The 12,365-nt window shown below is 70.2% G+C and carries 9 protein-coding genes; 6 read left to right on the top strand and 3 right to left on the bottom strand.

Annotated features, from left to right (window positions below):
- Positions 1 to 64: 64 nt before the first annotated feature.
- From ACFQGD_RS24710 to ACFQGD_RS24685, 6 genes are read left to right on the top strand one after another with little or no spacing between them, the layout of a single operon-like run.
- Positions 65 to 862 (top strand): sugar transferase, encoded by a 798-nt coding sequence (locus ACFQGD_RS24710; RefSeq protein ID WP_345395359.1) that lies wholly within the window; start codon positions 65 to 67, stop codon positions 860 to 862.
- Positions 859 to 2,637, top strand: a complete 1,779-nt coding sequence (locus ACFQGD_RS24705) for a WecB/TagA/CpsF family glycosyltransferase (protein WP_345395362.1) — start codon at positions 859 to 861, stop codon at positions 2,635 to 2,637. The genes ACFQGD_RS24710 and ACFQGD_RS24705 overlap by 4 nt, the downstream gene beginning before the upstream one ends.
- Complete coding sequence (locus ACFQGD_RS24700; RefSeq protein ID WP_345395365.1) at positions 2,637 to 3,974, top strand: tyrosine-protein kinase domain-containing protein; 1,338 nt, start codon at positions 2,637 to 2,639, stop codon at positions 3,972 to 3,974. Before ACFQGD_RS24705 ends, ACFQGD_RS24700 begins: the two co-directional genes overlap by 1 nt.
- On the top strand, positions 3,971 to 5,299 hold the full coding sequence (locus tag ACFQGD_RS24695; protein WP_345395368.1) for an O-antigen ligase family protein: 1,329 nt from the start codon (positions 3,971 to 3,973) through the stop codon (positions 5,297 to 5,299). The genes ACFQGD_RS24700 and ACFQGD_RS24695 overlap by 4 nt, the downstream gene beginning before the upstream one ends.
- Complete coding sequence (locus ACFQGD_RS24690) at positions 5,296 to 6,498, top strand: glycosyltransferase (protein WP_345395371.1); 1,203 nt, start codon at positions 5,296 to 5,298, stop codon at positions 6,496 to 6,498. Before ACFQGD_RS24695 ends, ACFQGD_RS24690 begins: the two co-directional genes overlap by 4 nt.
- Complete coding sequence (locus ACFQGD_RS24685) at positions 6,485 to 8,263, top strand: hypothetical protein (protein ID WP_345395374.1); 1,779 nt, start codon at positions 6,485 to 6,487, stop codon at positions 8,261 to 8,263. Before ACFQGD_RS24690 ends, ACFQGD_RS24685 begins: the two co-directional genes overlap by 14 nt.
- On the opposite strand, the gene ACFQGD_RS24680 is transcribed toward ACFQGD_RS24685, so the two are convergent.
- From ACFQGD_RS24680 to ACFQGD_RS24670, 3 genes are read right to left on the bottom strand one after another with little or no spacing between them, the layout of a single operon-like run.
- Positions 8,250 to 9,521: an ArnT family glycosyltransferase gene (locus ACFQGD_RS24680; RefSeq protein ID WP_345395377.1), complete on the bottom strand. Its 1,272-nt coding sequence runs from the start codon at positions 9,519 to 9,521 to the stop codon at positions 8,250 to 8,252. The two genes, ACFQGD_RS24685 and ACFQGD_RS24680, sit on opposite strands and share 14 nt — an antisense overlap.
- On the bottom strand, positions 9,515 to 10,960 hold the full coding sequence (locus ACFQGD_RS24675) for an oligosaccharide flippase family protein (RefSeq protein ID WP_345395380.1): 1,446 nt from the start codon (positions 10,958 to 10,960) through the stop codon (positions 9,515 to 9,517). The genes ACFQGD_RS24680 and ACFQGD_RS24675 overlap by 7 nt, the downstream gene beginning before the upstream one ends.
- A complete protein-coding gene (locus tag ACFQGD_RS24670; RefSeq protein WP_345395383.1) occupies positions 10,950 to 12,053 on the bottom strand; it encodes a glycosyltransferase family 4 protein in 1,104 nt (367 codons plus the stop codon). Before ACFQGD_RS24670 ends, ACFQGD_RS24675 begins: the two co-directional genes overlap by 11 nt.
- Positions 12,054 to 12,365: the final 312 nt, after the last annotated feature.

Genomic DNA, 12,365 nt, shown 5'->3' with positions numbered 1-12,365 from the left:
CACAAGGGCGATGAAACGAATATTCACATTCACGTTTCTCGGCGTTGGCACTCGGGAGTTAGGTGTGAGCGAGCCGGCTAGTGACCCGCTGTACGCACAGCATGCTGGTGACAGAGCAACGATTTTTCACGACGAGCACGACATCGATACGGCGCGACTTGGCCAGCTCGCCGGTCGCGTGGGAAAGGCGCTGATGGACATCGTGCTCGGCACGATCCTCGCGGTGGTGGCGGTCCCCGTGATCGCCGCACTCGCCGTCATTCTGGCCATCCGGCTAGGACAGTGGCCGTTCTTCTGGCATCGGCGGATCGGACAGTATGGCAAGCCAATCACGTTCCCAAAGCTGCGGACGCTGCCGAAGGCGACGCCGCGCTACGCGCTCAAGGACGGTGGCGCGGTCATCCCCGTTGATCGGTTCACCGCCTTCCTGCGGCATCGCCATCTCGACGAGCTGCCGCAACTGCTGCTCGTCCCGCTGCTCAAGATGAGTCTCGTCGGGCCGCGGCCAAAGATGCCGGACCGCTTTGAGCCGACCGACCCTGGTTATCGAGATGCTCGCCAACTGGTGCGGCAGGGCTGCACCGGGCTGTGGCAGATCGGCCACGAGTCGCACTACCTCGTGCACGAGCGTCCCGAATACGACTTCTGCTACCTGCAATACGGCTCGCTGCGCATGGATCTGTGGATCCTTTGGCGCACCGCGCTGTTGATGGTCGGCGGCAAGACGATTCGGCTGTCGACCGTGCCGCGCTGGGTACTCGGTGCCGGCTGGGTCAACGAGGGCCGGATCAGGGCGGTCGGCGGCGCCCGATTCCTCATCAGCTCCGATCGCCTCGCCTCGGGACGGAGGCCAGCGGCATGAGTACCGTGACCGAACCGCGCGTCGACGTCCTCGGCGTCCGGGTCAGCATCACATCGATCGCCGACTCGCTGGAACGCATCGGCGGCTGGATCGACCGTCGCGAGCAGCATTATGTCTGTGTCAGCGGCGTGCACGGCGTGATGGAGTCGCGGCACGACCCAGAGCTGCGGCGTATCCACAACGCATCGGGGCTTACGGTGCCGGATGGTGCGCCACTGTTGTGGGCGGGCCGCTACGTCGGCGCCGATGCCATGGGCCGGGTGCGCGGTCCCGACCTGATGCCCGCGCTGGCCGAGCGCGCCGCCGAGCGCGGCTGGCGAATCTACTGCTACGGCGCGGCGCCCGGCGTCGCGGAACGGCTCGCCGACCGGCTGTGCGCACGGTATCCGGGACTGCGCGTCGTCGGCGCGGCGTCGCCGCCGTTCGGGGAGCTCGATCCCGAGGCGGAAGCCCCCTTCGTCGACGAGATTAACGCCGCCAAGCCGGACATCGTGTTCGTCGGCATGTCGACACCTAAGCAGGAGCGCTGGATGTCTTGGGCACTCGGCAAGGTCACCGCGCCCGCGCTGCTCGGTTTCGGCGCGGCGTTCGACATTCACGCCGGGTTGGCCGAGCAGGCGCCAGCGTGGATCCGCCCGACCGGCTTCGAATGGGCGTACCGAATGGCACGCTCACCGCGTCGACTGGGACCGCGCTACCTCAAGCACAACCCCCGCTTCGTCGCCGCCGTGCTGCGTAGCCCGCCGCGGCTGCACGGCGCGGCGGATTCCCCTCTGAGGAGCACCGACATGGCTCAGCACTCATCAGGCACTCCCGCGGCCGCCAGCGGCGACAGCGATGTCGCACAAGGCGTCGCCGCGAAGGGCCTGCTGAAACGCGCCGCCGTGACCGCGCTGACGTCGTTGGAGCGTTCCCGGCTGCACGTGTTGCCCGCGCACTTCTACTCGTCGGTGCCGCAACGGCGGTGGCTGCGCGATAACGAGGAACTGTGGCGCCGCCCCACCGAACTGCCCGGCGTGCGGTGGCGACTGGACGAGCAGATCGACTGGCTCGCCCGCGTCTGCACCACGTCCTACCTGGACGAGGTGCGTGGCTTCGGCTTCCTGCGCGACCTCGACGCGCGTGGCATCGACTTCCGCTACGGCGCGATCGAGGCGCAGGTGCTGCACTGCGTGGTGCGCGGCTTCGCCCCTAAGCGGATCGTGGAGATCGGCAGCGGCGCGTCCACCGCGATCATGTCCGCCGCCGTGAGCCGCACCGTCGCCGAAGGCGGGCGGGCAAGCCAGATCACCACCATTGACCCGTACGCCCCCGCCGCGCTGCGGCACCTGCCGCACGTGTCGGTGCGGGAGTTCCCGGCGCAGCGGGTGCCGACCGAGACGGTCACCGGGCTCGGCGAGGGCGACCTGCTATTCATCGACTCAACCCACGCCGTCAAGACCGGCTCCGAGTTGCACCGCATCTACTTGGAACTGTTGCCGTCGCTGCCGCCAGGCGTCCTGGTGCACATCCACGACATCTACCTGCCGTACCAGTACTCGCCCTGGGTGCTCGACGACATCTGGGACTGGCAAGAGACAGCGCTGCTGTCGGCGTTGCTGATCGGCAATGACCGGTTCGAGGTGCTGAGCTGCCAGCCGGCGCTGCACCATGCTCGTCCCGACGCCCTCGCCGCCGTACTGCCGGACTACCGACCCCGCCCGATGACGCGCGGCATCGACGACGGGCGTGGTGCGGGGCACTTCCCGTCGAGCATCTGGTTGCGGACACGCTGATGACGCTCGAGGAGTTCTGCCAGGTGCTGCGGCGGCGGTGGCGGGCTGTCGCCGCCGTGGTAGCGGTGGCCGTGCTCGGCGCGCTGGCGCTCGGGGCGGTGTCGGGAGGCGGGCACACCGCGTCAGCGACGCTGGTTGTCACCCCGGTCGCCGCGTCGGACGCGGCGGGCGCGCGGGCACCCGCGCTGATCTCGGCGACCGGCATGGAAACCTACGCCGACCTCGCGACCTCGTTGGACGTCGCCGCTGGCGTCGTGGCGCGGTTGTCGTTGGACACACCGCCCGCCGAACTGCGAGAGACGTTGACCGCGCGGGTGCCCACCAACACCTACCTGATCACGCTCTCGGCGTCGGCGCCTGGCCGCGACAAGGCGGTGGAGATCGCGAACGCCGCGGCGGCCGAGGCGAGTGAGTTGGTCAACGGGTTGTTCGGGCAACGCGAGTCCGGTCTCGCGCTGACCATCGCCTCCCGCGCGGATCCGGCGACGACGACAGCGCCTAGCCCTACGCGGCTGATTCCGGTCGGCGCCGTCGTCGGCGTGCTGCTCGGCGCGGGCGTCGCGGTCCTTGGCGAGATCCTGGAGCGGAGGGTGCGCGACGAGCACGACCTGCGTCGCGCACTCGGCGTCACCCCGCTCGCGCGGGTGTCGCTGGCTGACAACGGCACCGACGGCACCGGGTTGCCGGGAGCGGGCCGGTGGGACGAGGCCAGCCTTGAGTCGGTACGCCGATGGCGGGCGACGTCGCAGCTCAGCGCCGATCCGCCACGCACCCTGTTGGTCGCGGGGGTCGCGGGCGGCGAGGGCGCGTCGGCCGTCGCCGCGTTGTTCGCCAACGCCAGCGCGACAGCGGGCGCGGCGACCCTGCTGGTGGAGAGTGACCTACGCGCCCCCCGGCTGTGCCACCGCCTCGGTCTCACGACTCAGCCCGGCCTCACCGACGTGCTGCGCGGCAACGCTTTGCTGTCCGACGTCGTGGTCGACGTCGCCGGCCCACGCGCGGCAGCGCCACAGCCACAGCCGAGGACGCTGGCCACCGCGAGTGCGCTTGGCATCATCCCAGCGGGCACCGATGTCCGGCAGCCGGGCGAACTCCTCGGTGGGCGCACTTTCCGGGACTTCATCGGTGCCGTCGCGCCGCGCTACGACGTGGTCGTCGTCGACGGCGCGCCGATCCTGCCGTACGCCGACTCGGTCGCGGTGGCCGCGCAGGTCGACGCCGTGGTGCTGGTGGTGGCCGAGGGCACGACCTCCCGCCGCGACGTCGAGACCGCGTTGGCGCAACTCAACGCCGTGGGCGCCGAGGTCGCCGGTGCGGTGCTGGTGGCCGCGCGGTGAGATCGGACGGCCTGCGGCGTTACGGAGTGGTCGCGCTGGCGCTGTTCCTGCTCGCCACCGCCCGGTGGGGTAGTTTCCTGCCCGCCGCGTCGCCGCCGTACATCGCCGACATCGTGCTCGCTGTGCTGCTGTTGGACCGCGTGCTCCTGTTCACGGCTGGCCGGAGCCAGCGTACGCCGCATGACGCGGCGCTCGCGGTGACCACGACCGCGCTGCTCGCGGTGTCCTTCGCCTGGCTGGCGCTCAGCGATTGGGAGATCGTCGCGTTGCGGGACGCCGCGCCCTACGTTTACGTGCTGGCCGCGCTGCTGGTGCTCGTGCCGCGCGCCGAACACGGACCGCGCCTGGATACGGCGGTGACCGTCGCGCTGGTGTTCCATCTCGCCTGGAGCGTCATCGGGTTGACGCTGCCATCGGTGGTGGAGCTGGTGCCCCCGCTGAGCGAGACCGTGCCGGTGTTCGTGCCCCGGCCGGACGTCGACGGCTTCATCTGCGGACTGCTCGCCGGGCTCGCGCTGCACCGCGCGCTCAGCGGCAGCGCACCTGTCGTGAATCTCGTGCTCGCTGGCGTCAGTCTCGCCGTCACCATCGCGCTCGGCTCGCGGGGCGCGCTACTCGGTGTCATCGGCGCGCTGATCGCCGTGGCATTGCTCGGCCACCGCAGGCGCGGTGTCCAGGGCCAGTCCGGGCGAACCCGGCGTTGGGCGGTGGCGTTGCTCCTGCTCGCGTTACCGATCGCGGGGATCGTGGCCAGCGACGGCTACGCCATCGAGCGACTCAGCGCATCGGTCGGCGGACTGTTTTCCTCCACATCGGACGTCGGGGGAGCGCAGGGCACGATGTCCGCCCGCGCCCACTCCTGGGCGCACCTTGCCGGATACCTCCAGGACGATCCGGTGCGCAACGTCGTGGGTGTTGGTTTCGGGCCGAACTACCTCATCGACTCGAAGGCTGACTATGAGCTCTACAGCGGCACGCGCGAGGACGTCCGATCGCCGCACAACTACTTGCTGGGCGGGTGGGCACGACTCGGCCTCGTCGGGTTGGCGCTGCTGCTCGCGCTGACCGTGCTCGGCTGGCGACTCGCCGTGGTCGTCGGCAGGCGCGCGCCGCGGCTCAACGACGTCGACGTGCTGGCGATCATGATCGCGGCGGGCATGCCGGGTGTGGCACTGGTCGGGGTGATGTTGGAGGCGCCGTTCGGGGCGCTGCCGTACTACTGGGCGCTCGGGCACCTGTCGGCGGTCGCGTGCCAGCACAGTCTTGTCACGCCGATCCGGCGGTTTCTCGGGCTCACTCGCGCCGATCGTGAGGTGGTCGCGTGAAGGTGCTCCAGATCCACAACCACTACACCGCACGTGGCGGGGAAGACTCCGTCGTCGAGGCCGAGGCGCGGCTGCTCGCCGATGCCGGGCACCAGGTCGACACGCTGCGGGTGCGCAATCCCGGCGGCGCGCGAGCGGCCCTCGCGCTCGCCGGCGCGCCGTGGAACCCGCCGCGGCGCGCCGAACTGCGGGATCGGCTTCGTGCCGATCGGCCGGACGTCGCGCACCTGCACAACACCTGGTTCAGCCTGTCTCCATCCATTGTGGACGCGCTGGCTGATGCCGGGGTACCCACCGTGATGACGCTGCACAACTACCGGCTGGTGTGCGGCAACGCGCTCCTGTTCCGCGACGGGGCGGTGTGCACCGATTGCGTTGGCGGGCAGCCGTGGCACGCGGTGCGGCACGGCTGCTACCGAGGCTCGCGCACGCAGTCCGCGGTCGCGGCGGCGACGATCGCACTGCACGCCCGCCGAGGCACCTGGGAGCACGTGACACGCTTCCTCGCCCCGTCTCGATTCGTCAGAGACGTCTACGTCGCGGCGGGCTTCGATGCTAGCCGCATCACGGTCAAACCGCACAGTGCCGCTGATCCCGGCCCGCGAACGTTGCCGCCGTCCGCCTCCCGACGCGTGCTCTGCCTCGGCAGGCTCGCGCCGGAGAAGGGCATCGACACGCTGCTTGACGCCTGGCGTGCCGCGGGACATGACGACCTTGAACTGGTGCTGGTCGGTGACGGTCCCCGCCACGCGGATTTGGCACGACGCGCGCCGGACAATGTGCGGTTCACCGGGTGGCTGCCCGCCGAGCAGGTGCGCACGCAGCTGCTGCGCTCACGCGCCGTCGTCGTGCCCACCGAGTGCTACGAGACGTTTGGCATGACCGCCGTCGAGGGCATGGCCGCGGGCGTCCCGGTACTGGCCTCCGACATCGCTGGGCCCGCCGACGTCGCGGGCGAACTGGGACCGGCGTGGCTCGCGCCGCCCGGTGACGTCGAAGGCTGGTCGGACGCCCTGCTCAGGCTGCGCGATGACGCCATCGTGGACGCCGTTGGTCAGGCCGCCCGCGACATCTACCTGCGCCGCTACACCGAGGAGACCGGGCTGCGGTCGCTGCTCGCGTCCTATCAGAACGCCATCGAGTCCGCCCGATGCGGACGTCGTGCCGAGCTGTCCGGAAACCGTCATGAGAAAGGATGACGCCGCTATTTCATCGCCTACGACGGGTAAACCGAGCCTGGCCGTGCTCGCGCTGATCCTCACGCTCACCGGAGTGTTACTCGGTCAGGGCAGCAGCGCCGCCACCCCCACACGGTTCGTTGCGAGCCAAGACACGTGCCTCGCGCCGTCCGATGACACGCTCGGCGCGACCGACCGCGAGCGGATCGAACGCCAGTCCGGATCCCTGATCGAGCTGTGTGCGGGGACGTTCCATATCAACGACACCCTCGACCTGGACCCGGGCACCACGCTGATCGGCGCCGGCCGTGACGCGACGATCATCCGCGCGGCCGCGCTGCGCGCGCCGACCGGCAGGATCTGCGGCATCGAAGGCGCGGCGATGATCGAGGTCAACGCACGTCCCGAAGGCGATGGCTCCTGCGTCGCCGCACCCGCCCCAGGCGTCGAGATCAGCGGACTCACGCTGGACGGCGACGGCGCCTCGTGGCTCCAGTTCGGCATCACCTCGTGGAACAACGGCTGGTCGTCCGGTTCCTGTACGGCGACGAGCGACCCGACGCTGCACGTTCACGACGTCACCGTGCGCGACCTCAGTCGCCGCTGGTCGCATGGCATCCGCCTCGGCAACGTCTGCGACATCGTCATCGAACGCACCGAGGTCAGCGCCATCGATCCCGCTGACGGTGGCGAGGGGATCGGCGTCACCACACTGCCCGGCTCGTCCGTCGGCCGCAGTGAGCATGTGCGCATCCGCGACAACATCGTTGACGGCGTCGGTGGCCGAGGCATCGTCTGCGTGACGCCGGCCGGGGCGAGCGACCCCGACCACACCGTGAGTGGGATCAGCGTCCGATCCAATGTGGTCACGAACGTGGGTGACGACGGCTGGGGCATCGAGCTGTACCACGGCTGCGACGAGTCGTTTGTCGAGGACAACCGGCTCGATCAAGGCATCAGCGTCGTCGAATCGCGCGGCGTCGCCGTGCGGCGCAACACCGTGGCGCAGTCACCCGACGCGTCCGGGTTCGTCGGCATCGAGCTGGGCACCTCCCACGACGTCGTCGCCGCCGACAACATCGTTGACTCCGGCGTCAACCACGGCCTCGCCGTACTCGCGGGCAGCGAGCGGGACGCGAAGCGGCTCGCGCTGCTGCGCAACGACGTCTACCACGCGAAGGAGATCGGGGCGTGGTTCAAGGCGGACGACACCGGGCAGCACCGCGTCAGCCACGTCTACGCCTCGGGCGGGACGGTCCACGCGACCAGCGGTGGCCTGCTGCTCGGCGGGCACGGCGTCGCGATGTGGAACGTCGTCGAGAACGTCACGATGGATGGTGTCGCACTCACCGACAACGCGGGCAGCGCGATCACCCACTCCGGTGTCGCCGCCGACCGGATCGCCGTCCGGCACAGCACGCTGACCGGCAACGCGAGCCTCATTGACTGGCGTACCACCCCGCCAGGCAACGTCAACTGGCACGACAACGACTGTGGTGACCCGTGTCCCGATCTCAACGCGGGAGAGTGGGGCGCGCGATGGTCGCCGCCGTCGCCGTCGATCAACATGCCCGCGACCGCGGTCGCGGGGGAGCCCGTCGCGTACCAGGGCGCCGACCGGACGAACACCGCGCGGCACGCGCTGTGGGACCTCGGTACCGGCCCGGCGCGCACCGCGGACGGCACCGTCGTCTACCCACGGCCCGGCGTGTACCGCGTGACTCTGGTGCAGTGGGGCGAGAACGGCCAGGCCGCGTCGGCCGAGCACACCATCACGGTGAGCTGATCCGGTGGTGTCCCTGCTCGCGCGGCAGGGACACCACTCGCGCCAGCGCGGACGCGGCGAGCAGGATCAGCAGGCCGTCGACCGGCAGCCGCAACCGGATGCGCGTGAAGAACACCGCGATCACCAGGACGTTCACCACGACCAGCGTGATCTGCAGCTTTTCGCGGGGGTCGAGCGGGTGCCAGCGGGTCAGCGCCAGCCGCAGCACCACGAGCGCGAACAGCAGCGAGAAGGTGACCGCCGCGACGACGTCGTGCAGCAGCGACGTCGCGTCGTCGGTGAACAGGTCATTGTGGAGCGCGAAGGTGTGCGCCACCTTCCGCACGTAGAGCAGCGCGGCCTCGGCGGGGTGCTCGCTGATCCAGTCAAGCGCCTGGTCGCGGTAGAAGCGGTTGGCTTCGACCTCGCTGAGTTCGAGCCGATCCGCTTGCTCGTAGTAATGCGTGATGTCGGCCGCCGAACCGGCCTCCGGAGTCACGTGTTCGCTGTTGCCGAGTAGCAGGTTGACGCCGCTGTTGGTCGACACCGGCACGAAGGCGTCCAGCACGACGGCGTTGCGCACCGTCCACGCGCCGGGGATGAGCACCGCGAGCACCAGCATCGCGGCCAGCACCGCGCGCGGGGGCCGGTGCCGCCGCGCGAACCACCCCGCCACGATCGGTACCGACACCGCCAGCGTCGGCACCGTGAGCGCGAGCATCCCGCCGCACATCCCCGCGACCACCGCCGCGGGGACGCCGCGTCGCTCGGCCGCTCGGAACGCGGCCGCAAGGAACCCGAGCAGCAGCGCCATGGCAGGCAACTGTGGGTAGATCGTCGTCGCGGTGTAGACGAATGGCGGGTAGCTCGCCACCGCGACCGCCGCCAGTGCCCCGCACGAAGGCGAGCGCAGCCTGCGGCCGAGCAGGAACATCAGCCATGCCGACACCGCGAGCGCGGCGATACCGACCAGCCGCGCGATTGGCAGGCCGTCGCCGAACACCGCGGCCAGCGGGACCAGCAGGAACACGATCCCCGGCGGCCGGTAGGCGGTCGGCTCGCCGTCTGATGCGTAGCCGTCCCCGCTGAGGACAGCGTGCGTCAGCGCGAGATAGTCGCGCTCATCGGCGTAGCGGATCTCGGCGCCCAGTGCGAAGCCGTACGTCAGGCAGCCAAGCACCGACACGGCGATGGCACCGAGCGCGATCACCGCCGCATGGTCGCGCCAGAACCGCGCCGCATGACTAACGACGTCGCGGGACGCCGCGGGGCTCAGCATCGCCGTCCTCCCTTGAGCCGGGGCATGAGCAGGGCGACGGTCGGGCAGCCGCGCGCCGCCTCGACGCCGCCAGCGATCGCCAGCGCCAGCAGCACGGCTACAGCGGGGTGCGCGACCGTTGACGTCGCCAGCGCGAGGATCGCGGCGAACGGGAGTAGGCCGAGTGCGATCTCGCGGCCGAGTGACCGCGCCCAGCCAGTCGTCACCGGTCCGCGCGCGAGCCAACTGAACGCGACGCACTGGGTCGTCATCGCTCCGACTAGCGCCACCGCCGTGCCAACTCCGCCGAACGCGAGCGTCGCAAGGGGAATCGCCACCGACGCCATCGCCGCGCCGATGCCGACACCGGCCAGCAGTCGACGTCGCAGCCCTGCCGCCATGAGCACCTGGGTGCCGATGCTGTTGACGCACAGCACCGGCATCAGCAGGGCCAGCACGCGGAGAATGTCGGCGCTCGCCGCGAACCGTGCGTCGTAGAGGACGTCGATGATCACTGGGGCGAGTGCGGCCGTCACGGCGGCGGCGACCAGCGACCCGCGCAGCGTCAGCGCGAGCAGCCTGCCGCTGAACACGCCGAGTTCGGCCGCGCTGACACCGTAGCGGCGCACCATCTCCGGGTAGACGGCGTTGGCCAGCACCATCGCCACCACGGCCGCGACCACCATCAACCGCGCCGCCGCCGCATAGACACCGGTCTCGTGGCTGCCGCGCAGCATGCCGAGCACCAGGGTGTCCATGAGCTGCGAGTAGTGCACCAGCGCGATCGCGCCGAGGATCGGCAGGCCCGCGCGCAACGTCGTCCGCACATGCGCGAGCCTTGGCAGGTGAGCCCGCAGCCCGGCACGCCGCCGCAAGATCGCCAGCGCCAACACCGCGCCGGCCAGCAGGCCGGACCACATCGTCATGATCACCACGACGGCGTCACCGGTCAGCAGCGCCAGCGTGATCGCAAGGGCCGCCGCGACCAGTTGGGTCACCACCTTGACCACGGCCGCGGCCCGCATCCACTCCAGCGCCTGTAGCGCGTAGACCGTGCTCAACGCCTGCGCCAGCGCGGTGGGCGCGGCGGCGAGGAGCAGCACGGCGGTGTTACCGGGTATCGGCGCGGTCAGTGCGATCACCGCGAGCACCGCCATCGCGGCGAGCGCGAGCAGCACCTGCGCCACCAGCGTTTGTGCGATGAGCCGGGACAACTCGGCCGGGCGGCGTACGATCTCACGCTGCGTCCACAGCGTGAGGCCGCCGTCGCCTAGCGCGGCCAGGTACAGCACGATCGCCTGCGCCAGCGCGAACCGGCCGAACGACTCCGGACCAAGCACCCGCGCCACCACGATGATGGCGACGAAGGACAGTCCGCGTCCCAGGATCTCCGCGCTGCCGAGCGACAGGACGTAGCCGCCTAGCCTCCGCGCGGTCGACGCGGGCGTCTCAGCGCGCACGGCCACACCGCGCGCCGCTCTCGCGCACGACGTCGGCGAGGTTCCGCAGGTAGCCGGGCATGATCTCGCCCCAGCTCAGCCGCTTGGCCACGAACCGGCGACCCGCGTTGGCGTGCTCCTCGCCGCGTTCCGGGAAGCTCGCGAGCGCGGCGCTGAACTCCGCGATGCCGAGGCCACTTACCGTCGCGGCGCCATCCGCCGCCAGGTCGGGCGCCAAGTTGATCGCGTCAGAGACCAGGCATGGCACGCCGAGTGCGAGGTTCTCCGCGACCGCGATCGGGATGCAGTCCCACCGGGACGGGTGTACGAACCCGGCGCTGTTCAGTACGAAGTCCCGCTTGTCGTCGCCCCAGATCGGGCCGCCGACGTCGACCCATCGCGTGATGTTCAGTTCGCTGACCAGGTTCTTCGTGCGGGCGAGGCCGCCCTCGTAGTCCACGCCGTGCAGCCGCAGCGGCGGACGCGACGACGCGGGGATCGTGGCCAGCGCGCGCAGCAAGACGTCGAGTCCCTTGTTCGTCACCGCGTACCGGCCGTACCAAGCGAGATAGTCACCGCCGGGCCGCCACTGTTCGGCGGGGACGTCGAAACCGGGCGGCGCCACGACGCAGCGCACCGACGGTTCGATGCGGTGCACATGCTCGGCTTCCCGCGGAAACCACACGTGCGCGGCCGCCGCGCCGCGCAGCACCGCGCGCTCCACCGCCTGTCGCGGTGTCCGTGGCTGCTTCAGGTAGCTCACCCAGGTCGGTTCGAACACGCCATGGGGCACGACGACGTACGGCACGCCCGCCCGTCGCGCTGCCAGTGCGGCCGCTGGGTTCGCGGCGAACCACGCCTCGTGCAGCACCAGGACGTCGAGGTCGCGCACGGCGTCGGCCATGCCGACCGGCACCCGGCTAGGGCGCCCCTTGCCCACGTGGCGCACCGGCCGCAGTTCGGCCGCGCCGTAGCGGTCGGTGTCCGGCGCGCCGTCGTGCAGTACGACGATGTCCTGGTTCGCATCGAGCAGGGCGGTGGTCCAGGCCGCGATGCCCGCGGTGACGCCGGAGTGCGGCCCGGTCGCCCGCGGGTAGTAATGGCCAAGCTTCACGAGGCCCCCTTGTCGTGTGTGGTTCCCGGATTGTGGACGCGCGACTAGGTATTTAGCCGAGCCAATTTAGCGAGCGTTCTTCACGTTTTTTGGTGTGGCTGTGACTGTGGTCATGTAACACTGTCCGCAAGCTGCGGAGACAGACGTTTACCGCATATAGGAACTCCTGGGAAAGGCCGATCACGGAAGATTGTGTCTGCTTTCAAGAATGCGTAACGAGAAGCGCCATGCGTCGTTACGGGAAAGCGGAAGTGATGCCCTTCCCGTCGTCGTGAAATCGGGACGGACGGGACGAGTAGACCGACAGAGCCG

Source organism: Haloechinothrix salitolerans (assembly GCF_042662605.1).
In the GTDB taxonomy this organism is placed as follows: domain Bacteria; phylum Actinomycetota; class Actinomycetes; order Mycobacteriales; family Pseudonocardiaceae; genus Haloechinothrix_A; species Haloechinothrix_A salitolerans.
This window is presented reverse-complemented; position numbering and strand designations above follow the sequence as displayed.

Bases quoted from the DNA above. Each gene is read 5' to 3' on its own strand.
- ACFQGD_RS24685 (WP_345395374.1), top strand. From the start codon at position 6,485: ATGAGAAAGGATGACGCCGCTATTTCATCGCCTACGACGGGTAAACCG.
- ACFQGD_RS24700 (WP_345395365.1), top strand. From the start codon at position 2,637: ATGACGCTCGAGGAGTTCTGCCAGGTGCTGCGGCGGCGGTGGCGGGCT.
- ACFQGD_RS24680 (WP_345395377.1), bottom strand. From the start codon at position 9,521: ATGCTGAGCCCCGCGGCGTCCCGCGACGTCGTTAGTCATGCGGCGCGG.
- ACFQGD_RS24705 (WP_345395362.1), top strand. From the start codon at position 859: ATGAGTACCGTGACCGAACCGCGCGTCGACGTCCTCGGCGTCCGGGTC.